Source organism: Streptomyces solitudinis, from assembly GCF_036323765.1.
GTDB lineage: Bacteria > Actinomycetota > Actinomycetes > Streptomycetales > Streptomycetaceae > Streptomyces.
In genome coordinates, this window is the sequence record NZ_JAZDCW010000004.1 from 575,732 (window position 1) to 600,927 (window position 25,196).

The 25,196-nt window shown below is 74.6% G+C and carries 24 protein-coding genes; 8 read left to right on the top strand and 16 right to left on the bottom strand.

Annotation, left to right across the window (positions count from 1 at the left end):
* Positions 1-69 precede the first annotated feature (69 nt).
* Positions 70-1,191, top strand: coding sequence for a DUF5925 domain-containing protein (locus tag V1J52_RS13865; RefSeq protein WP_330140046.1), 1,122 nt, complete (start codon positions 70-72; stop codon positions 1,189-1,191).
* Positions 1,192-1,219: 28 nt separating this feature from the next.
* Here the strand turns inward: V1J52_RS13865 and V1J52_RS13870 are convergent, their stop codons facing one another.
* From V1J52_RS13870 to V1J52_RS13890, 5 genes are all read right to left on the bottom strand, one after another.
* On the bottom strand, positions 1,220-1,603 hold the full coding sequence (locus tag V1J52_RS13870; RefSeq protein ID WP_330140047.1) for a hypothetical protein: 384 nt from the start codon (positions 1,601-1,603) through the stop codon (positions 1,220-1,222).
* A gap of 114 nt (positions 1,604-1,717) precedes the next feature.
* Entirely contained in the window at positions 1,718-2,857 is a 1,140-nt protein-coding gene (locus V1J52_RS13875; RefSeq protein WP_330140048.1) for a methyltransferase domain-containing protein, read from the bottom strand.
* Positions 2,854-3,738, bottom strand: a complete 885-nt coding sequence (locus V1J52_RS13880; RefSeq protein ID WP_330140049.1) for a radical SAM/SPASM domain-containing protein — start codon at positions 3,736-3,738, stop codon at positions 2,854-2,856. The genes V1J52_RS13875 and V1J52_RS13880 overlap by 4 nt, the downstream gene beginning before the upstream one ends.
* A gap of 47 nt (positions 3,739-3,785) precedes the next feature.
* Positions 3,786-4,415, bottom strand: coding sequence for a hypothetical protein (locus V1J52_RS13885; protein ID WP_330140050.1), 630 nt, complete (start codon positions 4,413-4,415; stop codon positions 3,786-3,788).
* A gap of 88 nt (positions 4,416-4,503) precedes the next feature.
* On the bottom strand, positions 4,504-4,755 hold the full coding sequence (locus V1J52_RS13890; RefSeq protein WP_330140051.1) for a hypothetical protein: 252 nt from the start codon (positions 4,753-4,755) through the stop codon (positions 4,504-4,506).
* Between the two features lie 105 nt (positions 4,756-4,860).
* On the opposite strand from V1J52_RS13890, the gene V1J52_RS13895 reads away from it, so the two are divergent.
* From V1J52_RS13895 to V1J52_RS13905, 3 genes are all read left to right on the top strand, one after another.
* Entirely contained in the window at positions 4,861-5,691 is an 831-nt protein-coding gene (locus tag V1J52_RS13895) for a helix-turn-helix domain-containing protein (protein ID WP_330140052.1), read from the top strand.
* Complete coding sequence (locus V1J52_RS13900; RefSeq protein WP_330140053.1) at positions 5,688-5,897, top strand: DUF397 domain-containing protein; 210 nt, start codon at positions 5,688-5,690, stop codon at positions 5,895-5,897. The genes V1J52_RS13895 and V1J52_RS13900 overlap by 4 nt, the downstream gene beginning before the upstream one ends.
* Before the next feature lie 198 nt (positions 5,898-6,095).
* A complete protein-coding gene (locus V1J52_RS13905; protein WP_330140054.1) occupies positions 6,096-6,782 on the top strand; it encodes a hypothetical protein in 687 nt (228 codons plus the stop codon).
* A 52-nt stretch (positions 6,783-6,834) separates the two neighbouring features.
* Here V1J52_RS13905 and V1J52_RS13910 read toward each other — a convergent pair whose 3' ends face one another.
* Together V1J52_RS13910 and V1J52_RS13915 are read right to left on the bottom strand one after the other, a co-directional pair.
* Positions 6,835-7,209 carry a GntR family transcriptional regulator gene (locus tag V1J52_RS13910; protein ID WP_330140055.1) on the bottom strand — a complete coding sequence of 125 codons (375 nt, stop codon included), beginning with the start codon at positions 7,207-7,209 and terminating at the stop codon, positions 6,835-6,837.
* A 158-nt stretch (positions 7,210-7,367) separates the two neighbouring features.
* Positions 7,368-7,796: an SH3 domain-containing protein gene (locus V1J52_RS13915; RefSeq protein WP_330140056.1), complete on the bottom strand. Its 429-nt coding sequence runs from the start codon at positions 7,794-7,796 to the stop codon at positions 7,368-7,370.
* Between the two features lie 338 nt (positions 7,797-8,134).
* On the opposite strand from V1J52_RS13915, the gene V1J52_RS13920 reads away from it, so the two are divergent.
* Entirely contained in the window at positions 8,135-9,499 is a 1,365-nt protein-coding gene (locus V1J52_RS13920) for an alkaline phosphatase PhoX (RefSeq protein ID WP_330140057.1), read from the top strand.
* A gap of 55 nt (positions 9,500-9,554) precedes the next feature.
* On the opposite strand, the gene V1J52_RS13925 is transcribed toward V1J52_RS13920, so the two are convergent.
* Positions 9,555-10,553, bottom strand: a complete 999-nt coding sequence (locus tag V1J52_RS13925) for a DNA polymerase Y family protein (RefSeq protein WP_443075818.1) — start codon at positions 10,551-10,553, stop codon at positions 9,555-9,557.
* Entirely contained in the window at positions 10,550-14,077 is a 3,528-nt protein-coding gene (locus V1J52_RS13930) for a DNA polymerase III subunit alpha (RefSeq protein WP_330140059.1), read from the bottom strand. Before V1J52_RS13930 ends, V1J52_RS13925 begins: the two co-directional genes overlap by 4 nt.
* A gap of 324 nt (positions 14,078-14,401) precedes the next feature.
* Between V1J52_RS13930 and V1J52_RS13935 the strand changes: the two genes are divergently transcribed.
* The gene (locus V1J52_RS13935; RefSeq protein ID WP_330140060.1) at positions 14,402-15,430 is read left to right on the top strand and encodes an aspartate-semialdehyde dehydrogenase; all 1,029 of its coding nucleotides are present in this window, start codon (positions 14,402-14,404) and stop codon (positions 15,428-15,430) included.
* Positions 15,431-15,547: 117 nt separating this feature from the next.
* Here the strand turns inward: V1J52_RS13935 and V1J52_RS13940 are convergent, their stop codons facing one another.
* On the bottom strand, positions 15,548-16,393 hold the full coding sequence (locus V1J52_RS13940; protein ID WP_330140061.1) for a DUF1684 domain-containing protein: 846 nt from the start codon (positions 16,391-16,393) through the stop codon (positions 15,548-15,550).
* A 357-nt stretch (positions 16,394-16,750) separates the two neighbouring features.
* Here V1J52_RS13940 and V1J52_RS13945 point away from each other — a divergent pair, with 357 nt between their 5' ends.
* Positions 16,751-17,197, top strand: a complete 447-nt coding sequence (locus tag V1J52_RS13945; RefSeq protein ID WP_330140062.1) for a cell division protein SepF — start codon at positions 16,751-16,753, stop codon at positions 17,195-17,197.
* A 96-nt stretch (positions 17,198-17,293) separates the two neighbouring features.
* On the opposite strand, the gene V1J52_RS13950 is transcribed toward V1J52_RS13945, so the two are convergent.
* Both V1J52_RS13950 and V1J52_RS13955 read right to left on the bottom strand, forming a co-directional pair.
* Positions 17,294-18,481: an acyl-CoA dehydrogenase family protein gene (locus V1J52_RS13950; RefSeq protein ID WP_330140063.1), complete on the bottom strand. Its 1,188-nt coding sequence runs from the start codon at positions 18,479-18,481 to the stop codon at positions 17,294-17,296.
* Positions 18,482-18,533: 52 nt separating this feature from the next.
* Complete coding sequence (locus tag V1J52_RS13955) at positions 18,534-20,252, bottom strand: MFS transporter (RefSeq protein WP_330140120.1); 1,719 nt, start codon at positions 20,250-20,252, stop codon at positions 18,534-18,536.
* 412 nt (positions 20,253-20,664) lie between these two features.
* Here V1J52_RS13955 and V1J52_RS13960 point away from each other — a divergent pair, with 412 nt between their 5' ends.
* On the top strand, positions 20,665-21,699 hold the full coding sequence (locus V1J52_RS13960) for a phosphatase PAP2 family protein (protein WP_330140064.1): 1,035 nt from the start codon (positions 20,665-20,667) through the stop codon (positions 21,697-21,699).
* A gap of 66 nt (positions 21,700-21,765) precedes the next feature.
* Here V1J52_RS13960 and V1J52_RS13965 read toward each other — a convergent pair whose 3' ends face one another.
* From V1J52_RS13965 to V1J52_RS13980, 4 genes are all read right to left on the bottom strand, one after another.
* Entirely contained in the window at positions 21,766-21,981 is a 216-nt protein-coding gene (locus V1J52_RS13965; protein ID WP_330140065.1) for an I78 family peptidase inhibitor, read from the bottom strand.
* 204 nt (positions 21,982-22,185) lie between these two features.
* On the bottom strand, positions 22,186-23,208 hold the full coding sequence (locus tag V1J52_RS13970; protein WP_330140066.1) for a helix-turn-helix transcriptional regulator: 1,023 nt from the start codon (positions 23,206-23,208) through the stop codon (positions 22,186-22,188).
* Between the two features lie 53 nt (positions 23,209-23,261).
* Positions 23,262-24,242, bottom strand: coding sequence for a hypothetical protein (locus V1J52_RS13975; RefSeq protein ID WP_330140067.1), 981 nt, complete (start codon positions 24,240-24,242; stop codon positions 23,262-23,264).
* Between the two features lie 127 nt (positions 24,243-24,369).
* The gene (locus tag V1J52_RS13980) at positions 24,370-25,011 is read right to left on the bottom strand and encodes a transglycosylase family protein (RefSeq protein ID WP_330140068.1); all 642 of its coding nucleotides are present in this window, start codon (positions 25,009-25,011) and stop codon (positions 24,370-24,372) included.
* Positions 25,012-25,196 lie beyond the last annotated feature (185 nt).

The following is a 25,196-nucleotide window of genomic DNA, read 5'->3' on the forward strand; positions in this document are numbered from 1 at the left end:
GGCGGTGCCCAGGCAGCCGACAGGGCAAATGCCGTGCGCCGGGGGCGCGCGTGACGGATCATGGGCGCCATGCCCGATCAGACCGAGGACCCGCATGCCGTAGCCCCCGACGCCGCCGTGCCGCTGCGGCTCACCATGGACGACGCCGACTCGCCCTGCGACGTCATCGACGCCCTGCTGCTCACCCGCTTCGCCTCCGGCGCGCAGCCCTACGCCCGCCGCCGCTCGGTGGAGCGGGCCCGCCAGAACCTCTCCCTGCTGCCCCCGCAGGCCCGGGTGCTGCGCTCGGCGCGGGAGGACGAACACCGTTCGACGCTGGCCGAGGGCGAGGGCTGGACGGTCCTGGTGTCGCGGTGGAGCCGCCGCGCGGACGTGACGGTGACCGCCGTCAGCGCGGAACTCGCCGACGAGCGGCTGCGCCAGGCCCTTCAGGACGCGGAGGACGAGCCCGAGCCGCAGCCCACCGACGTCACGATGGGCTTCTGGTACGTCTCGCCGCTGCGCGGCCCGCACCGCACGACCCGGCAGATCTCCGCCGGGTCGTGGGAGGAGGTGCGCGGCAACTACACGGCTCCGGTGGCCGAGTCGCTGACCGGGCTGATGAAGCTCACCCCCGACGACATCGCCGGACGGCTGCTCCTGCTGCACGGCCCGCCCGGCACCGGCAAGACGTCCGCGCTGCGCACGCTCGCCCGCTCCTGGCGCGAGTGGTGCCAGGTGGACTGCGTCCTGGACCCGGAGCGGCTGTTCAACGACGTCGGCTACCTGATGGACATCGCCATCGGCGAGGACGACGGCTCGGGCGGCAAGGGCCGCTGGCGGCTGCTCCTGCTGGAGGACTGCGACGAGCTGATCCGCGGCGAGGCCAAGCACGCGGCGGGCCAGGCGCTGTCCCGGCTGCTCAACCTGACGGACGGTCTGCTGGGCCAGGGGCGGAACGTCCTCGTCGGCATCACCACCAACGAGGACCTGGAGCGGCTGCACCCGGCCGTCGTGCGCCCGGGGCGCTGCCTGGCCCGCGTCGAGGTGGGCCCGCTGACCCGCCCGGAGGCGGTGAACTGGCTGGGCACCTCCGAGGGCGTCGGCCCGGACGGCGCCACGCTCGCCGAGCTGTACGCGCTGCGCCGCGGCGTCTCCCCCGCCGGCGTCCCGGCCCAGCCCGGCCCCGTCCAGGAGGGCCTGTACCTGTGAGGGCCCGCGAGGGCGGGCACCAGGACGGTTAGGGCGCGTGCGGCCTGCTGGGTTCGGGGAACAGGTGGGGGTGGCGTAGTTCCAGTGCTTTCACCAGGGCTTCCCGGGTGGGGTCGGTGACGTCCCACGAGTGGGCGGAGGGGTGGTCGGTGAACAGGCCGCATCCGTCGTCCTGCGGGCTCAGGGCGGTGCACCAGCGCAGTTCGGTGAACGTGGCCCGTCCTTCCTTCCAGCGGACCCAGAGGGCGCCGTCGTCCTCGGCGTCCGCCCACAGCATCCGCGCGTGGGCGGCGTCGTGGCCCTCGCCGAGCTCGCACGTGACGTAGCCGGGTTCCAGGAGACGTTCCGGCGGGGTCAGGCGCCTCACCTCTTCGGGCGGGTGCAGGAGCGCGGTGGCGGTGCACTGGAGCATGAACAGGGCCTTCGTCTGGTCGGGGTTCTGGTCGGGGTGTGGGGACCCCGCCCGTGTGCCACAGGGGCAGCACACGGGCGGGAGACGTGGTGGCACCCGCAAGGGGGCCGGGGGTTACTGGTCGCCGATCGAGGCGTGCCACTTTCCGCGTGACAGGTGCACCACGCCGTCGGGGGTGATGCGGGCGTGGGCGCCGTAGAGCGGCAACGCGCCTTCGGTGTTCAGCCGGTTACGGATGCGTTCGAGGGCGTCCCACAGGCGTCGCGGGCCGCTCTGGTGCACCTCGGGCGGGTCGGTCCACTCGGCGGACGCACGCGCCCACGAACCGTCCGGGTGGAACAGCCATGCCGTGCGACGGTCGCCGAGTTCTTCGTAGTGGGTCTCCACCCCCGGGGCGGTGAGCGTGAGGTGCGTGCTCACCTCCCAGGCGTCGGAGACGTTGAGCACGGGGTAGCGACCGGTGCTGACCTCTTCCCCTTCCTGTTCCCTGGCCTGCGGGAACTGTTCGATGAGGCGGGGCGGGTAGGCGGGGCCGTGCCGGGCGTGCATGAATCCGGCCCAGTCGCGTTCGACCCGGCCGACGGCGCCTCCGTCCGGTGTCTTCTGGGCTCCGATGATGATGGTCGTCCCGGTCAGGGTGGTGACCAGCCGTCCGCCGGGCCGCAGGGCACGCAACCACGAGGCGGGTACGCGGGGCATCGCCACCATGGCCACGATCCGGTCATAGGTGCCGGGGAGTTCCTTCGTGGCGTCCACGGTCACCAGCTCGGGGCGGTGCCCGACTTCTGCGAGCCGGTCACGGGCGGCGTCGGTGAGATAGGGGTCCACGTCCACGCTGGTGACGTGCTGTGCGCCGAAGCGGTGGCACAGGAGGGCCGTGGAGTACCCGGACGCGGTGCCCACGTCGAGGATCTTCATCCCCTCAGCCGGTCGGGCATGCCGCAGCATCTGCACTACCAGCGAAGGCAGCGTGGACGACGAGGTGGGCCACCATGCGGGCCGGTTGCCGGGCTCGGCATGGTCGGCGTGCAGCGCCCCGATACGCGTGACGAGGGTGGTGTTGCTGTAGGTGGCGCGCATCCACAGCTCGGGGTCGGCCGGGCCGTCCGCCAGCAGCGCGCCGTCCTGCTCGGCCCACCACCAGCGGGGTACGAGCAGGTGGCGGGGGGTGGAGCGTACGGCGTCACGCCACCGCGACTGCGGGTGCGTCACTTCGTCCGCCAGGGCGGCGGCATGTTCGGTCCATTCCGTCATCGCGCACCGTCCGGAGAGTTCGGGAACTTCGGCAGACAAGCAGGCTGCCCCGGCTGACACGCGGAGTCATCCGGCGAGCACCGGGCACCGCTCGGTGCCGGGATCTTCGCGGCGAGTTCCGTCCATGCCTGCCCGTCGAGCAGATCGCCGAGTCGGGTCTCCCGGACGTTGCCCGCTGGGAAGTCGCGGGAGAGCACGCAGCCGGTGAGGTCACCGTCGGGAAGGATCGCGGCCCGTCCGCGCGTGCACCGGCCGCACATCTCCTCCAGCGTCGGGGACTGCCCCGGCAGGGCGGCGCGTCCGACGGCTCGTGCCCGGTCGGTGGTGATGTGCGTGACGCCCATGGATTCCAGCTCGGCGCGGGCTTCGGCGACGCGCTGCCCCGGCAGGACTTCGACCAGGCCGGCCCGGACGGTCGCACCCCTGGTGACGGCTTCCCGGATGTTGCACCGGGTGCGGGCGTAGCTCCCCGTGCGTCCGGTGATCTTGTCGTGTTCTGCCGGATCGTTGCTGTAGTAGCTCGTCGCCAGGGTCACGCCGTCGCGGGTGAGCAGGTCCCACCAGTCGGGGGCGACGTGGAACAGGTTGCTGTAGACCTCCACGTGCAGCCCGAGCGAGAGCGCCGGTTGCGCGAACTCCTGCCAGTGCGGGTGAACGGTCGGTTCGCCGCCGATGAGCTGGACGGAGCGCACGCCGAGGGCTGCCGCGTCGGTGATCGCTGTGCGCCAGTCGGCGGGGGTCATGGTGCCGTGCGTGGCTTGGGGGCTGGACTCGGACAGGCAGTGCGTGCACGTGAGCTGGCACTTTCCGGTGATCTCCAGCTCAAGCGAGGTGAGGCCGGGAGCCGGGGACGCGGGGGGCGGTTCAAGGAGCGTGGTCATGGTGGTTCCTTCCGTGGTGTGGCTGGTGGTGTGTGCGGGGCCGGTCATCAAGCGGTATGCCGAACCGGGTTGGTGCCGCCCCCGCCACAGAGCGCGTCGCGGACCCCGTGCTGTCCATGGGACGGGGACCTGTGTGGCGGGGGCGGGGTCTCGTAGCGCCGGTCGCCGTCGACGCGCGGCACCGCGGCGGCGCATCCCCACGGGGCTTCGGCGAGCACGTACGACGAGTGCGACGACTGACCGATCCGGTGGCGTATCGGCTCGGGTATCGGCTGGGCGGGTTCGTCGGCGGGCAGGTGCACCGGCCAGACGGACAGGGTGTACGTGCAGTCCTCATCCGGGAACGCGACGCACAGCGGATGCCCGGCCTTGACGTGCGCGCGCGCCATGCGTTCCCCGTCCGGCTCCGCGACCCAGGCCCGGAGCCCGGTGGGGCAGTCGGGGGCGGGGACGGACGGGCGGCGCATGAACGGCCGGACCCACGCCGAGCGCTGTGGGTCGGGGTCGAGCCGGTCCGCGATCCGCAGCGCCTGACTACGGAGCCAGCGCAGGGCGAGGACCGGGGAAATGGTCGGGAAGGTGCCCAGGACGTAGGGGACGCTCTCGCCCGTGCCGTACACGAACCCCTCGGCGCGCACGTCGCACCAGTAGCCCGACGGCTCGGGATATCCGGTCATACCCGGGCACCTCGCCACCTCGCCCGGGGAGGGGCGTCGTCCTCGCGGCCCCAGTTGTCGAACCCGAACGTGCGGCGGGCAGGCGTGGTCACAGGTACTCACCCCGGCTCCGCGCGTTGGCGCGGGCGGTCTCGGCACGCAGGCGCTCTATCGGCTCGGCGGGGCGAACGTGCTCGGGCTCCGCTTCCCACTCGGCACCGCCGCAGACCGGCCGCAGCGACCAGCAGGGGCCAGCGACCCCGCGGAACTCACCCACCCGGTTATCGCGGGTGTCCACTATCAACGTGCCCGTTTCCGGTACGGGGTCGCGTCGGTCTGTGGGAATGTTCTGCGCAGGCACGGCCGCTCCTCTCCGTAGTGACTCCACTACCAAGACGGCTCAGCGTGACCTACAGGCGCGGTGTCATCAACTTGCGTCATTTGCTCGGAGAGTTAGGAACTCGGCATGGTGAACCGAAAGGAACTGGACCCCGAAGAGTCCCCCTCGGCACGCTTCGGCCAGCGTCTACGGCAGCTTCGTGACGAACGCGGGTGGACGCAGGACGAGCTGGGAACGCGCATGGGCTGTACCGGAACGCACGTTTCCGCCGTCGAAACTGGTCGACGCCCACCAACTCAACGCTTCGCGGCAAACGCTGACAGAGTGCTAGGTACGGGGGACAGGCTCCAACGCCAGTGCCGAGCGGTTCGGCATACGGCGCTGTTGGAAGGGTTCCCGGACTACGTTGCACAAGAGGTACGCGCCGTAGAGATCCGACTCTTTGAGCTGGGCATCATCCCGGGGTTGCTCCAAACCCCGGAGTACGCCGCCGCGGTCACCAGGGGTGAAGTGCTGCGAGGAGCGAGCACGGAGCAGCAGGCAGAAGAACGTCTGTCCAAGCTCTTGGAGCGCCAGGCGTCCCTAGAGCGCACACCAACGCCCATGGTTCACGCGGTACTAGACGAGAGCTGCATCAGGCGGCCCGTGGGCGGTCCGGACGTCATGGCAGCTCAGCTAGATCGGCTGGTCGAGTTCGCTGGACTGCCCTCCACGATCCTCCAAGTGGCACCATACGCACTTGGCGAACGGCGGGCGTTCCATCTGCCCGTGACCCTGTTGACCCTTCCCGACTGGTCCTATGTCGCGTACGCCGAGTCCGCGCTACAGGGCCGCCTAGAGCGAGATACCAGATTCCTTCAACCCTTGGTGCGGGCCTACCATCAGTTGCAGGCCGAAGCCATGCCCCAAGCGGCTTCCGTGGCCATGATCGAGCAACTTCGAAAGGACACCCCGTGACGACCGAAGACCCGCAGTGGTTCACGTCCTCGTATAGCGCAAACGGCGGCCAGTGCGTCGAGGTCGCCGCCAACCTCGCCGCCACATGCGGCACCGTCCCCGTCCGCGACTCCAAGAACCCGGCCGGTCCGGTTCTGGGCATCCCGGCTGGCTCGTTCGCCGCCTTCGTGGCGGGCGTCAAGAGCGGCGAGTTCAGCGCCGTCTGACCAGACGGCCAGCCACCAGTGTCGAAGCGGCCCCACCGTGCCCCGCGCAGGGTGGGGCTTCGCTGTGTTCCAGGCGCACAGAGCGGAACGACGGCCATGCGGGAGTCGAGGGTGCGCGCGGCGCCCCTTACCCACTCCTCGGGTTGGCGAAACCCCCCTGAGGGGAGGGAACTTCACGCCCGTACTAAGGTGCGGGCCATGCGATTCCCCAAGATCCTCATAGGTGTCGTCGCGGCTGCCGCACTGACCGCCGGCTGCGGCTCCGACGACGGTTCCGGCGACGGCGACAGCCGACCGGGGGGCGCCGCCGCGGAGGAGCAGAACGAGCCGAGCGAGCAGGAGGACCTCCCGGTCGCGGTCACCGGCCCCCGCCCCGACGTCCTCGACACCGATGACGACGCCCTCCAGCCCCCGGACGAGCCGGACAGCTCGGCGGACTTCGCGCGGAAGGTGGAGCACAAGCTGCGCGCGAACGTGCTCCGCTCGGCCAAGGTCGCGGGTGAGACCACGGCCACGTGCCCGGACGGCGTCACCCGGGAGGCCGGGGCGACCAGCCGGTGCACCGTGACCTACGACGGTGTGGAGATCCCGTACGAGATCGTCATCAGCGACAGCTACCAGGAGGGTGACTTCCTCACCCAGTACAAGGCGGTCCCCAAAAAGGGCCTGCTCGTCGCCGAGGCGGTGTACGACACCTTCTGGAAGCAGAAGGGCGAGGACGACCCGTACGTCGAGGCACTGACGTGCGACGAGATCCCCGCCGCCGAGGCGGTCGACCTGAACACCGACACCGGCCACCGGTGCCAGCTGCGGGACGAGTACAGGACCACCCGCTTCACCGTGACGATGGACAGCTTCGGCCCGGCGTTCAAGCCGATCACCTGACGCGCGCGGTGCCCGCGCCGCTCCCCTCCCCCGCTCCCCCGGTCCGGATCCGCTACGCCCCGTAGCGGGCCCGGAGGGCCTCGCGGACGGCGCCGAGCGCCGCGGCCTCGTCCAGTCCGAGGCGGTGGGCGTGCCCGGCGTAGGCGCGGGCGGCCTCGGCGGCGGCCCGCGCCGCCGCGTCCCCGGCGGCGGCCACGAACGTACCGGCCCGGCCCCGGGTCTCCACGACGCCGTCGCCCTCCAGGGCGCGGTACGCCTTGGCCACGGTGTTCGCCGCGAGACCCAGCTCCGCCGCGAGCCCGCGCACGGTCGGCAGCCGGTATCCGGCCGGCAGGCGGCCGTCGCGGGCCTGTTCGGCGATCTGGGCGCGCAACTGCTCGTAGGGGGCGGTCGGCCCGGCGGGGTCGACGGCGATGTGCAGGGACAACGAATGCTCCTGGACGGCTGGGCGGGACGGGAAGAGGTCCGCGGTCACACGGACGCCGGGCGCGTTCCGTCCGGCCCTATGACGATAGGGGCAAGGGGCGGCACGCCACGGGCCGGGAACGCGTCGCGCGTTCCCGGCCCGTGGCGTCCGGCGGTGCCTCAGCGGCACCAGGGGATGGTGTCGAGGTTCCGCACGTAGCGGGCGGTCAGCCAGCCCTTGCGGTCGTCGAGCTTGTACCAGATGTCGTTGCCCAGGACGTTCTGGCCGCGCACCTTGCAGGCCAGCGCGACCTTCGCGCCGGAGCGCACGCTGCCCAGCACCCGGGAACGCGTGGTGGGCTCGGCGCGGACGTTGAGGGCGGCGCGGGAGACGACGCGGCCGTGGCGGGCCCACGCGGCTGCCTGCTCGTCCTCCGCGGCGGAGCCCGGCTGCGGCTGGGCCTCCTGGGTGTGGTCGGCGGTCTCGTTGGCGGTCGCGGTGCCCGCCTTGGGGTCCTGGTCGTCGGCGAGCGACGGCGCCGCGCCCAGTACGCCGAGGGCCAGCGCGCCGACGGTCAGCGCGACGGACGTCTTCACGGTCTTCAGCACAGTTCTCTCCTGATCGAGGTGTTCGCGGGCCGGGCCGTGGCCTGGGTGCGGGGTCCCCGCACGGGCCCGTGACGGCACCGTCCACGCACCGCCGAGCATGGGGGTCCGCGCCGGACGGGGCGGGACGCCATACCGGCGGCTCACCCGCCCGGCGCAGCCGCGCGGGGCCGGTGGAGTGTCCCCGCCGCCTGCGGTGACGTGGCGTGAAGTGCCGTGGCGCGCGGTGCCGGGCCGTGCGAACGTTTCCCGAACGGTCTCCTCCTGTTGGGACGGGGCCGACGCATGCCTTCCTAGGGTGAGGGCGCCTTGTTCACGAGCACGCGTCCGAAAGGGACCCCATGGCAGACACCTCAGCCGAGCGGCCGACCGCCTTCCCGGTGGAGCGGCGCGGCCTCCTGCGCGGCGCCGCCGGCGTCGCCGCCGCGACCGTCGCGTTCCAGTCGCTCAGCACGCGGAACGCGGTCGCGGCCCCGGCCCCGGGCAAGCCGCGTTTCGGGCCCGGGTACGGGCCGCTGCGGCCGGTGAAGGACGAGACGACCGGCCTGGAGCTGCTCGCGCTGCCGCGCGGTTTCGAGTACGTCACCTACGGCTGGACGAACGACCCCATGGACGACGGGGTCCGCACCCCGGGCGCGCACGACGGCATGGCGGCCTTCCGGCACGGCGACCGGGTCCACCTGGTCCGCAACCACGAGCGGGGGGCCGGGGACGCGTTCACCTCCCCCGCCTACAACCCGGCGGCCGGCGGCGGCACGACGACGCTGGTGTTCGACCCGGACGCCGGGCGCTGGCTGGAGTCCTACGGCAGCCTGGGCGGCACCATCCGCAACTGCGCGGGCGGGCCGACGCCGTGGGGCACCTGGCTCACCTGCGAGGAGACCTTCAGCACGACGGTCGGCAAGCGCCACGGCTACGTCTTCGAGGTGCCCTCGCAGGGGAAGGGCAACCCCGTCCCCCACACGGCCATGGGCCGGTTCAACCACGAGGCCGTGGCCGTCGACCCGGCGACGGGCCGGGTGTACGAGACCGAGGACCGCGGTGACGCCTGCCTGTACCGGTTCACGCCCACGGTGCCGGGGAACCTCGCCAGGGGCGGCCGCCTGGAGGCGCTGCGCATCGGCGGGACCTCCTACGACACGCGGCGCGACGGGGACGTGGCCTACGGCACCGTCTCCTGGGTCCCCGTGGAGGACGCCGACCCGGCGCAGGACACCGTGCGCCGTCAGGCGCAGGCGAACGGCGCTGCGGTGTTCGGCCGCCTTGAGGGCGCCTGGTACGGCAACGACCGGATCTACGTGATCTCCACCGACGGCGGCCCCGCCGGGCAGGGCCAGGTCTTCGAGCTGGACCCGGCCACCGACCGGTTCCGGGTGCTGTTCGCCTCGCCCGGCCCCGAGGTGCTGAACGCGCCGGACAACATGTGCGTGAGCCCGCGCGGCGGCCTGGTGCTGTGCGAGGACGGCGGCGGCACGGAGTACGTGCACGGGCTCACCCAGGAGGGCGAGATCTTCCGCTTCGCCGCCAACACCGTGGACCTGCGCGGCGGCACGGCGGGCAAGGACGTCCCGGCCGCCGACCACACCGGCTCGGAGTGGGCCGGTTCGGTGTTCGAGCCGAAGAACGGCAACTGGCTGTTCGTGAACATCCAGACGCCCGGCATCACCTTCGCGATCACCGGGCCGTGGCGCAAGGGCCCGCTCTAGAGGCCCTGAGCCGGGCCGCGCCGGCGCGTGCTCCCCGCGCCGGAGCGGCCGGTGCTCAGGCGGCGTCGTCGAGCGGGGGGAACGCCCCGGCGGGGTGGGCGGCACCGGCGCCGAAGCGGTGGCGGGCCCGGTCGGCGGCGGCCTCGGCCCGGCGCGCCCGCTCCTCGCCCGGATCGAGGGAGAGCTGCCGGGCGGCGAGTCCGGCGGCGGTCAGGTCCTCCGCGCGCAGCGCGAGCGAGCGCACCCGGGCCCGCTGGAGGCCGAGCGCGTCGTGCAGGGCGTAGGCCAGGGCCGTCAGCGCCGGGGTGTGCGCGGTGGGTTCGGGCAGCGTGCGGGAGCGGGTGGTGGTGGAGCGGTCGGCGTACCGGACGGTGAGGGTCAGGGCGCGGGCCACCTGGCCGTCGCGGCGCATCCGGAAGCCGAGGCCGTCGGCGAGGGTGAGCAGGGCGCGGCGGCGCAGCTCCTGGTCCAGCTCGTCCCGGCCGAAGCGGTGCTCGGCGGCGGCGGAGCGGGCCGGGGCGCTGGGCACGACGGGGGTGGGGTCGCTGCCCTGGGCGCGGGCCTGGACCCGGCGGGCGGCGGAGGCACCGAGGATGCGCTGGAGCGTGACCGGGGACGCGGCGGCCACCCGGCCCACGGTGTGCAGGCCGTAGGTGCCCAGCGCGCGGGCGGTCGCGGGGCCGACACCGTGGAGGGCGGCCACCGGCTTGTCCGCCAGGAAGGCGGCGACGTCCCCGGGGTCGTCCGGTACCGAGCGCACCCGGCCGGGCGGGCCGTCCTGGGCGGCCATGCGGGCCAGCAGCGGGTTGCCCCCGGCTCCGACGGTGCACTGGACGCCGTGGTGGGCCGCCGCCCGCAGGGCGATGACCTCGGCCAGTTCGACGGCGGTCCGCCCGAAGTAGCGCAGGGCGCCGCGGACGTCGGCGAGCGCGGCGTCGGGCGGGAGGGCCTGCACCACGGGGGTGATGTCGGCGAGCAGGCCGAGCAGTTCCGGGTAGCGCTCCTCGGCGCAGCCGCCGAAGTGGACGTACAGGACGGTGCCCACCGGCGTCACCCCGCGCTTCCCGGACTGGCGTGCCAGAGCCTGCGTCCGCCCGGGCCCGCCTTGGCGGACTCGCCGGGCGGCTGGAGGTCGGCCCACGGGTGCATCGTGTAGCCGGTGGCCATCCGGATGCCGCGCGCGGACGCCTCCGGCCCGCCGGGGCCGCCCGGCGCGTCCGGCCCTCCGGGCGGCGGTCCGGCGAGGCGGGCCGCGACGGCGTCCAGGCCGCCGGTGCGGCGGAGCCCGGCCAGTTCGGCCAGGTCCCAGGCGGCGGTGCCCATCACGGTGAAGCCGCGCTGGCCGCGTTCCTGGACGGTGCCGCGCACCAGCAGGACCCAGGAGTGGAAGACGGCGTGCGCGCAGGCGGCGTGGCTGTCCTCGAAGAACGTCAGGTCGCTGAGGCCGGTGCCGTCGTCCAGGGTGGCGAAGATGATCCGCCGTCCGGAGCGGATCGCGGGGGTCTGGGTGGCCACCTTGGCCCCGGCCAGCAGCACCGTCTCGCCGTGCCGCGCCTCGCGCAGCCGGCTGGCCGGGCGGACGCCCAGTTCGGCCAGGAACGCGTGGTGCTCGCTCATGAGGTGGCGGGAGATGTCCATTCCGAGGGAGTCGAGTTCGGCGTCCAGGCGCTCGTCGCGGTCCAGGTCGGGCAGGCCGGCGGGCGGCACCGCCGCCCGGGTGGGGGGCGGTGCCGTGCGGGCGGCGGGCCGGGCCGGTGCCCGCTCCCCGGCGGGGGCCGCCGCGTCCAGCGGGAGCTGCCCGGCACCGCCGCCCGAGCGCCGCCCGCGGTACAGCTCGGCCAGGTGCAGCAGCAGGTCGCGCCGGTTGCCGCCGAAGGCGTCCAGGGCGCCGACGCGGGTGAGCTGCTCGGCGACGGGGCGCGGGGGCCGGGCCCGTTCCAGCAGGTCGTGGGGCGACTGGTAGGGCTGCCCGGCCTCGATGCGTTCGGCGTCCGCCGCGCTGATGCCCCGCACCTCGCCGAGCGCCAGCCGCACCCCCCACCGCCCGGATTCGGACTCCAGTTCGATCCGATAGGCCGCGCCGGACCGGTTCACGTCCAGCGGGAGGACGGGCACCCCGCGCCGCCGGGCGTCCGCGAGCAGCAGCCGCTTGGGGTACATCCCCGGATCGTGGGTGAGCACGCCCGCGTAGAACGCCGCCGGGTGGTGCGCTTTGAGCCAGGCCGACTGGTAGGTGGGCACGGCGAAGGCGACGGCGTGCGCCTTGCAGAAGCCGTACGCGCCGAACGCCTCGACGATCGCCCAGGTGCGCTCGACCACCGGACGGTCGTAGCCGCGCCGCTCCCCCTCCCGTTCGAACCAGGCCCGGATGCGCGGCTGGAGCGCGGGGTCGGCCAGCGCCCTGCGGGTCTCGTCCGCGAAGGACTTCGTGCAGCCGGTGACGGTGTGCACGATCTCGATGACCTGCTCGTGGAAGACGACGACGCCGTACGTCTCGCGCAGCGCGTCCACCAGGTCCTCGTGGGGGTAGCGGGCGGGCTTGCGGCCGTGCCGGGCCTCGATGAACGGGTGCACCATGTCGGCGGCGACCGGCCCCGGGCGGAACAGGCTGATGTCCACCACCAGGTCGTGGAACGTGGACGGCCGCAGCCGCCCGATCAGGTCGCGCTGGCCCGGCGACTCGATCTGGAAGCAGCCCAGCGTCTCGGCGGAGCGGATCAGCTCGTACGTCGCCGGGTCGCCGGGGCCGGTGCCGTCGAGCCCGGGGAGCGCGTCCAGGTCGACGTGCTCCCCGGTGGTGCGCTCGACCTCCCGGACGGCGTACGCCAGCGTGGACTGCATCCGCACCCCGAGCACGTCCAGCTTGAGCAGCCCGAGCCGCTCCACGTCGTCCTTGTCGAACTGGGACATGGCGAAGCCCTCGCCGCCGGTGGGGACGACCGGCGTGCGGGCGCGCAGGGCGGCGTCGGAGAGCAGCAGCCCGCACGGGTGCATGGCGACCCCGCGCACCAGGCCGTCCAGCGCCTCGACCAGCTCCCACATCCGCGGCCCGTGCCGTTCGGCGCCGATGCCGCGCAGTTCCGGCAGCTCGGCCAGCGCGCTGCGGGCGTCGCGGGCCCGGATGTGCGGGAACGCCTTGGCCAGCCGGTCCACCTCGGCCGGGTCCAGGCCGAGCGCGGCCCCCACGTCCCGGACGGCGTGCCGGACGCGGTACGTCTCCGGCATGGCGACGGTGGCCACCCGCTCCTCGCCGAACCGTTCGAACACCGCCCGGTACACCTCCAGGCGGCGGGCGGACTCGACGTCCACGTCGATGTCCGGCAGCGCCTCGCGGTGCTCGGAGAGGAAGCGTTCCATCAGGAGGCCGTGCCCGACCGGGTCGGCGGCGGCGATGCCCAGCAGGTGGTTGACGAGCGAACCCGCGCCCGAGCCGCGCGCGCTCACCCTGATGCCCATCGCCCGCACGTCGTCCACCACCTGCCCGACGGTGAGGAAGTACGACGCGACGCCATGGTCCGCGATCATCCGCAGCTCGTCCTCCAGCCGGTCCCAGCGGCGCCGGTCACGGTCGTAGCGGCGGGCGACCATCTGGGCGGTGCAGCGCGAGCGCAGCACCCGGTCGGCGGTCCTGGCCCCGGCCCCCACCAGGTGGGCCTCGGGGAAGTGCGCACTGCCGATGCCCAGGTCGTCCCCGGAGTCCACCCGGCACCGCGCCGCGGTCTCCTCGGTGCGGGCCAGCAGCCGGTGTGCCAGGTCCCGGCGGAACCCGGCCGCCCCGGCGATCTCCTCCGCGACGGCGGCCATCCCGGCGGGGTCCTTGAGCCAGCGCTCGCCGTTGTCCAGCCCGCCGCGCGGGTCGACGGGCACCAGCCGCCGCGCGGCGTCCAGCACGTCGGCGACGGGACCGAGCCCGGGGTCGGCGTAGCGCACGGCGTTGGTCAGCACCGGGGCCACTCCCTGCTCGGCGGCCAGACCCAGCATCCGGGCGGCCTCCCGCCGGGGCACCGAGCCGACGACCTCCAGGCGCAGGTCGTCCCCGAACACCTCGCGCCACGGCCCCAGGAGCCGGGCCGCGCGGTCCGGCCGCCCGGCGGCCAGCGCACGGCCCACGTCCGACCGCGGCCCCAGCAGGGCGGTCACCCCCCGGGCGGGCAGGTCGGCCCGCTCCAGGAGCGGCCGCTCCCCGGGCCCCGCGTGGGCGGCCGTGACCAGGCGGCACAGCTCGGCCCAGCCCGCGGCGCCGTCCCGGGCGAGGAACACCACGCGCTGCGCGGGCTCGTCCCGGAAGGCCCCGCCGCGCACGGGCGCGCGGCGCCGCACGGCCGGGCCGCCCGGGGCACCGCCCTCCGCGCCGTCCGCGCCCTCCGCGACGGCCAGGTCCACGCCGTACACCGCCCGCACTCCGGCCTTCTCGCAGGCCCCGGCGAACCGCACGGCCCCGGCGAGGGTGTCCCGGTCGGTCAGCGCGAGGGCGTCCATCCCCCGCTCGGCGGCCCGCTCGGCCAGCCGCTCGGGGTGCGAGGCGCCGTACCGCACGGAGCAGCCGGAGGCGACGTGCAGGTGCGTAAAGCCGCCCATCCGCTCCTCCTCGCCACACCAGCCACCCCCTGACCACGACGTCCGTCCGTCCTTGCGCTCCCACCCTAACCCCGTATCGAATATCCGTTCGAACGGAAGCGGGCGCTCGTGTGCGAGACGGGCGTCACGCCCCGCCGCCCCCGGCCACGGGCCGGGGCCCGCCGCCTCGGGCACGGACCGGGCACCGGCGCCCTGGCTACGATGGAAGGACCCCCCGCGCCCGTCACGCGGTGTGACGGAGGTCAAAGAACCGGCACGTCATAGGATTCCCAGAGCGGGGTAGGGGCCGAGCCGGGACACCCACGCACGGAGAGAAGGAGCCCCATGAGGATCGGCATCGTCGGAGCCACGGGCCAGGTCGGCAGCGTGATGCGCGACATCCTGGCGCAGCGGGACTTCCCTGTGGAGGAGCTGCGGCTGTTCGCCTCCGCGCGCTCCGCGGGCCGCACGCTGCCCTGGAAGGACGGCCAGATCACCGTCGAGGACGCCGCCACGGCCGACTACACGGGGCTGGACATCGCCCTGTTCTCCGCCGGCGGCGCCACGTCGAGGGAGCTGGCGCCGAAGGTCGCGGCGGCCGGGGTCGTCGTCATCGACAACTCCTCCGCGTGGCGGCTGGACCCGCAGGTGCCGCTCGTGGTCTCCGAGGTCAACCCGCAGGCCGCGCTGGAGCGCCCGAAGGGCATCATCGCCAACCCGAACTGCACCACCATGGCCGCCATGCCGGTGCTGCGCCCGCTGCACGACGAGGCCGGGCTGGCCGCCATGGTCGTCTCCACGTACCAGGCGGTGTCCGGCAGCGGGCTGGCCGGCGTGGCCGAGCTGGACGGCCAGGCCCGCAAGGCGGTCGAGGCCGACGCCACGCAGCTGGCCTTCGACGGCTCGTCCGTCGACTTCCCGGCGCCGGACAAGTTCAAGCGCCCGATCGCCTTCAACGTGCTCCCGCTCGCGGGCTCGATCGTGGACGACGGCCAGGAGGAGACGGACGAGGAGCACAAGCTCCGCAACGAGAGCCGCAAGATCCTGGACATCCCGGAGCTGAAGGTCTCGGGCACCTGCGTCCGCGTGCCGGTGTTCACCGGCCACTCCCTCCAGGTGAACGCCCGCTTCGAGCGGCCCATCAGCCCGGAGCGGGCGCGCGAGCTGCTGGCCGGCGCGCCGGGCGTGGCGCTCTCGGAGATCCCCACCCCGCTCCAGGCGGCGGGCCAGGACCCCAGCTTCGTGGGCCGCATCCGCCGGGACGAGACGGTGGAGCACGGCCTCGCGCTGTTCCTGTCCAACGACAACCTGCGCAAGGGCGCCGCGCTGAACGCGGTGCAGATCGCGGAACTGGTCGCGGCCGAGCGCGGCTGACCCTCCGCGCACGGCACCGGCGGGCCCGCCGCGCGTCCGCGCCCCGCCCCGCCCACGCCGAAGCCCCCGGTGCCGCACGGCTCCCGGGGGTTTTGGGCGTCGCGGGGCCGCGCGGCGTCAGCCGGAGAGGTCCCGCTCGCCCACCGGCACGTCGAGGTCCAGGACGTTGCCCGGGGGCGGCAGCGGGCACAGGAAGTGGTCGGCGAACGCGCAGGGCGGCAGCGTCGTCCGGTTGAAGTCCACCGTGACCGAGCCGTCAGGGGCGGGCGCGCCGGTGCGCAGGAAGCGGAACCGGTAGCTGCCCCGGCCGCTGGTGCCGTCCGCGAAGACGGCCCACAGCGCACCGCTGCCCACCACCGAGACCTGGAGCGCGTGCACGCTGCCGTCCGGGGCGATGAACCGCACCTCGCCGCCCAGTTCGAGCCCGCGCTCACGGCCGTCCGCGTTCGGCACCGGCACCCGGCGCGTGCCCTCGTAGGCGTGGAAGGTGCCGGGCAGCGCCCAGCGTCCGTCGTGGGGAGCCGTCCTGATGCCCGTGAAGGCCCGGCGCGCCGGCGCCGCCGGATCGTGGACCCGCACCGCCCACCGGCCCTCGCGGCGCAGCAGCTCCAGCCGCCGCTCGCCCCAGCCGACGCGGGCGGGCTCCGCGCCCCCGCTCACCGCCTCGGTGCCCAGCGTCCGCTCACCGGCCAGCACCTCGCCGTCGACGGTGAGGGCGTCCATGACGTCGGCGCGCAGCACCACGCCCCTGCCGTCGGGCGTCTCGTGCCACCGCCCGGGAACGCCTTCGAGGCACCCCTCACCGTCCGCGTCGGCGAGCCAGTGGGTGCCGGTCACCGACAGCGGGCCGTAGGGGGCGACGACCGTCTCCAGACGGCGCTGGTGCCACTCCTGCCACTGCTGCACCGCCGACGAGCCGGGCATGACCGGGTTCGCTGGATTTGATGGTGTTTCAGCGTTCATGCGCTCAACCTGCCACACAACGGCCCGTCACCGCAGGACGCGCCGCGCGGCCGGAGGCCGCCGCCGCGCGCGGAACGGGCCGCGCACTCCCTTGCGGGGACGTTGCCATGACGCCGCGTCACCCGATGGTGGGGTCTCTCACCCGGTTGTCCGCGCACCTCACCCACGCGGCGGTTCGTGATGATCCTTCCTACTCGCACACTCGTATACCGCACATCCCCTGTTCCACGGGGCAGGTGTGTGCACCAGAACTGTCACGAATCACGTCCGCGACGTATATCCGCTTGGCGCGTCCTCCGCATGATGGACGACGATAGGCGTGCGGACGGTACGGACCGCATGCGAGAGGAGGCGTCCATGGGATCGGTGCGCAAGGCGAGTGCCTGGCTGGGCCTCGTCGACGACAGCGAGATGCGGTACTACGACGACGACTACGCCGAGGACCCGGAACCCGGCGACGCCGCACGGGATCCGTGGGTCACCGACCCGCGCATCCGGGCGACGGCGGAGACCGCTCAGGACGCGGGCACCCGCATCGCGACCATCACCCCGGACGGCTTCCGGGACGCCCGTACCATCGGCGAGCTGTTCCGGGAGGGCGTCCCGGTCATCGTCAACCTCACCACCATGGAGTCCGGCGACGCCAAGCGGGTCATCGACTTCGCCGCCGGGCTGACCTTCGGGCTGCGCGGCTCCATCGAGCGGGTCGCCACCCGCGTCTTCCTGCTGACCCCGGGCGACTACCAGGTCGTCAGCGGCGAGCGGCGCCGCCCGGGGGAGAGCGGCTTCTTCAACCAGAGCTGACCTGCCCGCCTGGAGCCCTCCGGCTCCGGGCGGGCACGGCGGCACGGCGCGGCGCGGCGGCACGGCTACACGGCGCGGCCCAGCGGCCCCGGCGGCTCAGCGGAAGGCGTCGCAGCCGGTGAGCGCCTTGCCCAGCACGAGCTGGTGCATCTCGACGGTGCCCTCGTAGGTGAGCACCGACTCCAGGTTCGTGGCGTGCCGCATCACCGGGTACTCCAGCGAGATGCCGTTGGCGCCCAGGATCGTGCGGGACGTGCGGCAGATCTCGATCGCCTCCCGCACGTTGTTCAGCTTGCCGAAGCTGACCTGCTCGGGCCGCAGCGTCCCCGCGTCCATCCGCCGTCCGAGGTGGTGGGCCAGCAGGACGCCCTTGTGCAGTTCGACGGCCATGTCGGCCAGCTTGGCCTGGGTGAGCTGGAAGCCGCCGATGGGCCGCCCGAACTGCTCCCGGGTCCGTGCGTACGCGAGCGCCGCGTCGAAGCTGGCGCGGGCGGCGCCCATGGCGCCCCACACGATGCCGTAGCGGGCGTGGCTGAGACAACTGAGCGGACCGCGCAGCCCGGTCACGCCCGGGAGCACCGCGTCGGCGGGCAACCGCACGTCGTCCAGGACGAGTTCGCTGGTGACCGAGGCGCGCAGCGACCACTTGTGCCTGATCTCCGGGGCCGAGAAACCGGGCGCGTCCGTGGGGACGGTGAAGCCGCGGACGCCCTCGTCCGTCCGCGCCCAGACGACGGCCACCCCGGCGACCGAGCCGTTGGTGATCCACATCTTGCGCCCGTTGAGCACCCAGTCGCCGCCGTCGCGACGGGCGTGCGTGCGCATGCCCGCGGGGTCCGAGCCGTGGTCGGGTTCGGTGAGCCCGAAGCAGCCGATCGTCTCGCCGGCCGCCATGCCGGGCAGCCAGCGCTGCTTCTGCTCCTCGGAGCCGAAGCGGTGGATGGCGTACATGGCGAGCGAGCCCTGCACCGAGACGAGCGAGCGGATGCCGGAGTCGGCGGCCTCCAGCTCCAGGCAGGCCAGCCCGTACTGCACGGCCGAGGCGCCCGCGCAGCCGTACCCCTCCAGGGACATGCCCAGGGCGCCGATGCGGCCCAGCTCGCGGGCCAGTTCCCGCACGACGGGCAGTTCCCCGCTCTCGTACCACCCGGCGATGTGCGGCAGCACCCGGTCGGCGGCCCAGGACCGCACGGTGTCGCGCACCGCCAGTTCCTCGGGGCCGAGCAGGTCGTCGAGCCCGATCGGATCGGCGGGGTCGAACGGCGGCAGGGTGCGGCTGGACATGCGCGGCCTCCGTGGGGTTGCGCGGCGGGGAAGGGGACGTCTCGCACGGACGTTACGGGCGGGTAACCCGGCTCGGCAAGGGCGGTCCGTCCGCCGGCGCGGACGGGGCGGGGAACCGTCCAGCGCCGTCCTGCGGCCCCTCCTCGGGCGCGCCGGGCACGGCGGGCGCACCGGAGCGGGCGGCCGGGAGGGACGGCGCGGCCGGGGGGACGCCGGAGGCGGTGCGCGGCAGCCGCAGCGCCGCCAGCGCCCCGGCGAGCAGCAGGCCCGCGCTGACGAGCAGGGTGACGTGCAGGCCCTGTACGAAGGCCAGCCGGGCGGAGTCGCGCAGCAGCTCGCCGGCCGCGCCGTCCAGCCCGGCCGCGACGGCGTACGCCTCACCGAGCGAGCGCGCCGCGGCGTCGGCGGCCCCGGGCGGCACCCCCGGCGCCGCCGTGACGGCCGAGCCGTAGGCGCGGTTCATGACGCTGCCGAGCACCGCGATGCCCAGCCCCGCCCCGAGCTGGTAGGCCGTCTCGCCGATGGCCGCGGCACCGCCCGCCCGTTCCGGCGGCGCGTCGCTCAGCATGGACTCGTAGCAGCCGAAGAGCACCGTCTCCAGGCCCAGGCCGAGCAGCACGAAGGCACCCGCGCACACGGCCGGGTCATCGCGCAGGCCCAGCGTGGTGAGGCTCAGTACCGCGAGGGCGGTGGCCACGAAGCCGCAGACCACCATCGTGCGCGGTCCCAGCGCGCGCAGCAGGCGGGGTCCGGCGAGTCCGGCGGCGATGGCGGCGACGGACAGCGGCAGCAGCCGCAGGCCCGTCTGGAGCGGTGACAGCCCGAGCACGAGCTGGAGGTACTGGGCGGCGAGCAGGGCGAGGCCGACGAGCGCGAGCACGGTGAGCACGATGCAGCCCACGGCGGTGCCGAACGCGGGCCGGGCGAAGGCCGAGAAGTCCACGAGGGGGTGCTTCCTGGCCCGCTGGCGCCGTACGAACAGGGTCAGCAGCCCCGCCCCGGCGGCCAGCAGGGCCGCGGTGGCCGGGCTCAGGAGCTGCCCGTCCCCCACCCGCTTCACGGCGAGGACGGCGCAGAACAGGCCCGCGGCGGCCAGCAGCGCCCCGGCCGCGTCCCAGGGGCCCGTCGCCCGGCCGGTGGACTCCGGCAGCAGCCAGCGGCCCAGGGGGACGGCCAGGGCCATGAGCGGGATGTTGAGGAGGAAGACGGAACCCCACCAGAAGTGCTCCAGCAGCGCCCCGCCCACCAGCGGCCCGGCGGCGGCTCCGACGGCCGCGACGGCGCTCCAGACGCCGATGGCCAGCGCCCGCTCCCGCCGGTCGGGGAAGACGTGCCGCAGCAGGGAGAGCGTGGCGGGCATGATCATCGCGCCGCCGGCGCCGAGCAGGGCGCGGGCGGCGACGAGGGTGCCCGGACCCTGGGCGAGGACGGCCAGCGCGGAGGCCAGGCCGAACACCGCGTAGCCGAGCAGCAGCACCCGGCGCCGCCCGATCCGGTCGCCGAGCGAGCCGAAGAGGATGAGGAGCGCGGCGCACGCCAGCGGGTAGGCGTCCACGATCCACAGCAGCTCGACCGGCCCGGGACGCAGGTCGGCGGTGACGGCGGGCACGGCGACGTGCAGCACGGTGGCGTCGACGGCCACGAGCAGCAGGCTGCCGCACAGGACGGCGAGGACGGTCCAGCGGGACGCGTCCTTCCGTCCGCCGCGGCGGGGACCCGGACGCTGAGCGGGAACGCCGGCCGGGACGGCTGCCGGGTCCGTGCCGGGCATGCCGGGCATGTACGCACCTCCTCCGTGCGCCCCTGCGGCCGGGGGGACGCGGACGCGGGCTGAGCCGGGACCGGCGGCGCGGGGGGCGAGTGGTCCGTAGCGTACGCGAGTCCCGCGCCCGGTCATGTGGCGTGGTTCACGCCGCGGCCCCGGCCCTTGAAGGCCGGGCGCGCGGGGCGGCGGGCCCCGCGCGGGGGCTCCGGCAGGTTAAGCACGGATGGACTACGCCGAAAGACCCGGCCAATAAGGGCCACCGCCCCCGCGAATGCCTTGGATAGGAAAACCCCCGTGCCCCATTTCCCGGTAAAACAGCCTCCCGGACCGCCGGATGAGACAGAATCCACATCACATCGGCATTACGAAGGCCGGTTCCGTGCCGTCCCGTGCCGTCACCCGCTGTAATGTCGATTGGGTGCGTACCGACCGGATCTTCGCCCGCCTGGAACAGGAGCCCGCGCGGCCGCCGAACCCGGCCCCGGGGATGAGCGTCGTCCGCAGGTCCCTCTTCGTCGCCACGCTGGCGTTCTACGTGGCCATCGTGGCGGCGGTACTGCGGACGTCGCAGCTCGTGCGGCTGGACTGGCAGCTCATGCTGTTCCGTCCCTACAAGCAGTGGCCGCAGCTGCACCCCTTCCTCGACTACTTCGTGGTGCTGGGGCAGCGCGGGCCGACCGCCGTCCTGGTGGCGGCGTGGCTGGGCTGGCGGTCCTGGCGGCAGCGCACCCTGCGCCCGCTGCTGATGCTCGGCGCGGCGCTGCTGCTGCTGAACGTGACCGTGGGCGCGGCGAAGCTGGGCATGGGCCGGGAGGGGCCGCACTACGCGACCTCACTCGGCTCGAACGAGATGTTCCTGACCGGGGACATATTCCCCTCGGGGCACACCGCCAACGCGGTCGTGACCTGGGGCATCCTCGCCTATCTGGCCAGCACCCAGCCCGCCAGGCGCCGGCTGTCGGTCGTCGCCGCCGTCTTCGCGCTCGGTGTGGGGGCCACCACCGTCTACCTGGGCACGCACTGGCTGAGCGACGTGCTCCTCGGCTGGGCCGCCGGACTGCTCATCCTCCTGGCGCTCCCCTGGTGCGAGCCGCTGGCGGCCCGGGTGGAGGAGCACGTGCTGGCCTACTGGACACGCCTGCGGGCCGCCGGACGGGTGGTGACGGGCGGTGTCGCGCCCGCGCCCGGCCCCGCCGCCGTCGCCGCGGGCGGGCCCCGCGCCTCGCACGCGGCCCCGCGGGACGCGGCGTCGACGGCCGCGGAGGGCGGCGGCCAGCCCGCGCGGGGCGCCGGGCAGCCGGTGGCGCGGCACGCCCACCCGGCGCACGCCGCGCACGCGGCCCGGCCGTACACCGTCCGCTCCGAGCGCTCACCGGTGACGCCGGCCGGGAGCCGCCGCCCGGCGTCCGACCGGACGCCGGGCCGCACCGCGCCGCTGGGACCGCGCACCTGACGGCGGGCCGGGTCCTCCCGGTACGGGTGGCGCCCCGGCCCGCCGCGGGGCTCCCCAGCCCTTCCGCTAGCCTTTCCAGCTCCGCAGGACGGTGTCGTTCTCGACGGTGAGGTTCAGCCGCCCCGCCTGGTACTCCATGGTGATGACGGCGTCGGGCGGAAGCGTCCGCACCGTGCTCCAGCCCCGGGAGCGGGCCAGCTCCCCGGCGTCCTGCACGGGCATCCCCGCGTACGCCTCGGGGTCGTCGTCGGGTTCGGCCGATCCGAGCGGTATCTGTGCCATACCGCCACCGTACGGCGCGTACGGCAGCACCGGGAAGTGCGGACCTCGTGAGGACGGTGTCACTCTTCCGTCACAGCGCTGCGTGAGCGGTTCCCGGCTCCGCTTCACTCTTCCGGGCCTTTCGGCGGAGGCGAATTACCGGGCGGTGAAGCGGGTCCAATTCACGGGCTGCTGCCCCGGATTCCAGCGGCCAAACCCCTGCCCTTACGGCGCCGAATTGACGCGGGGCCGCACTTCCCCCGGCGCCTGTCCCGCCGGTGCCGACCTTTCCGCGACACGGGAGAGCCGGTCCCGCATGGCCGTGAGGTGGCTGACGAGTGCGGCCGGTTCGCGGACCTCGAACTCGACGTCGAGCATCAGCAGGTGCACCACCATGGCCACCGGTGAGCTGGCGCCGGTGCGCAGCAGGCAGCTCCCGGCGTCCACCGCCTCCAGCGTCCCCGCGGCCGGGGACAGCCACCGCGCGGCCTCCTCGACGGGCACGTGCAGGAGCACGGTGGCGCGGGCCGGGTAGGCGCGGGTGGAGATGCCCTCGCTCACGTAGGCGGCCAGGTCCTCGGCCGGCGGGGTGCGCGGCGTGAAGCGGGGGCCGTGCGGCGGGGTGAGGGTGACGCGGTCCGCGCGGAACGTGCGCCAGTCCGCCCGGTCCGCGTCCCAGGCGACGAGGTACCACCGCCGGTAGCTGCTGACGAGCCGGTGCGGCTCCACCGTCCGGCGGGTGGCGCCGCCGTCGTGGGAGCGGTAGGTGAAGCGCAGCTCCTGGTGGTCGCGGCAGGCGTGGGCCAGTTCGGTGATGGTGTCCGGGTCCACGCCCTCCGCGCCGTCGTGCCCGCGGCGCAGCGGGACGGTGTAGGCGGTCAGGGCACCGACCCGGCGCCGCAGCCGGTGCGGCAGGACCTGCTCCAGCTTGGCCAGCGCCCGCACCGAGGACTCCTCGATGCCCTGCACTCCGGCCCCGACGGCCTCCCTGAGGCCGACCGCGACGGCGACGGCCTCCTCGTCGTCCAGCAGCAGCGGCGGCAGTTCGGCCCCGGCGCCGAGCCGGTACCCGCCCGCGGTGCCGGTCGCGGAGTCCACGGGGTAGCCGAGCCCGCGCAGCCGGTCCACGTCGCGCCGCACGGTGCGCGCGCTGATGCCCAGCCGTTCGGCGAGGTCGGCCCCCGACCACTCGCGGTGCGTCTGGAGCAGGGACAGCAGACGCAGCAGACGTGCCGAGGTCTCCACCATGGCGCCGAGTCTGCCAGCCCCCGCACCCGCCCGCCGCCGCCGGGCGGGTGCGGTCAGCCGCGGGGCGGCCCCGCCTCCAGGCGGACCGCCAGTTCGTTCGCGGACGTGTAGCAGGCCCTGACCAGGCGGGCGCCTCCGGCGAGCGGGACGGCCGGGTAGCGCAGGGAGCGCCGCTTGTCCTTGACGTCGTCCAGGATGCGGGCGACGCGGACCGGCGCCGCGGCTGCGCCCGGGCGCAGCCACACCTCCCACTGGGCGTCGCCCGCGGCGTCACGGGCGGCTCCGGCGAGCGGGAGCCGCGCCGCGAAGCCGTCCCCGTCCTCGCGGGCGGGCCCGGCCGCGACCGGTTCCCCGCCGCCCGGGGTGCGGGCCTCCAGCCGGGCCCCGCGGGCCAGCGCCGCGCCGTAGAGACGGCCGTGCAGAGTGAGGACGCCCTTGGCCAGACGCAGGTCGCCGGCCTCGGCGTGCGGCCAGCGGTGCCAGGAACGCAGCGCGAGGTGGCCCCGGCCCGTGGTGTAGGGGATGCGCACGCCGAGCCAGGTGCGGTCGGCGCGCGGGACCCGGTCCACCAGCGAGCGCAGGTCGTCGGTGCCCGGCAGCAGCCGTCCGCACGTGCCGCCGCCGGTGCTGAGGTGGGCGTCCCAGACGCCCTCGGTGAGCCGCATCGTGCTCGGAAGCACGGCGCGCAGGGCACCGGGCCCGGCGGGGACGAGCGGCAGCCGCACCTCTTCGGCGGCTCGCTCCCCCGCTGCCGGGCGGCGGCGCAGGAGCAGCGCGGCGTCCCAGCGTCCGGCGTCGGCGGCCGCGCCGGGGCCGGAGGCGGCGCCGTGCGCGATGTCGAAGGTCAGCCCTCCGGCGCTGTCGGCGGTGCAGTCGGCCCGCGGCCGCACCCGGTGCGGCGAGCGTCCCGCGGGGGCGGTCATGGCCTCGGCCTCCTTCGCGCCACGGCGGGCGGGCGGTCCGCCGTCGCCGCCGTCCGCCTGGTACTGGGTGAGACCGCCGGTGCCGCTCGCGGGTTGCGTCCGTAAGCTCACGTGTTCACCTGGTCCTCGGGAAGGGGCGTCCCGGCGGGCCGGGGCGGCGGGCCGGGCTCCCGGCGCGGGACCGCCCCGCCGGTCGGTGACCGGCGGGGCGGGTGGCCGTGGACGGGACCGGAAGGGGTCAGACCTTCAGGCGCTGTCCGGGCCGGATGACGTCCGGGTCGGCCCCGATGACGTCCGTGTTCTCCTCGTACACCGCGCGCCAGTCGGCGCCGTGCGCCCGCGCGATGAGGCTGAGGGTGTCCCCCGCCTTGACGGTGTAGTTCGCCTGCGGGTGGTCGTGCCCGGTGCGCGGCGCGGAGCGGTTGGCCGCGCTGCCGGAGTCCCGGGGCGGGGCGGCCTGGCGGGAGGGCTGGGCGGCCTCGGGCTGCTGGGCCGGCGCCTGCGCGCCGGACGACGCCGGGGGGCTGCCCTGGAGTCCCAGGCGGGCGGAGCAGGCGGGCCACGCGCCCCAGCCCTGTCCGGCCTGCACCTTGGAGGCGATCTCGATCTGCTGCGCCCGGCTCGCGCGGTCCGCGGTGGAGGCGTAGGCCGTACCGCCGAACGCGGCCCAGGTGGAGGCCGAGAACTGGAGGCCGCCGTAGTAGCCGTTGCCGGTGTTGATCTGCCAGTTGCCGCCGCTCTCGCACTGGGCGAGGCGGTCCCACACTCCTGCGTCCGCCGCCTGGGCGGGGCCGGAGGCGAGGGCGAGCAGTGCCAGCGGAGTGGCGGCGGCCAGCGAGAGCGCGCCCGCACGTACTGCTTTGCCACGACGAATGGACATGTAGTTCCTCTCCATGGACCCGGGGTCCCCCGGAACGGCACGGCCGCGTGACGCTTTCCGCGTCCCGTGCCGTGGACCGTGGGCCGTCCGCCGACGGGTGGTGTCCGGTACTGCGTGTGTGCGGCGGACTGCCCCGGGCGGTGCTCGGTGCACACAGTTGTCGAATGTAGGGAGAAGCCGTCATG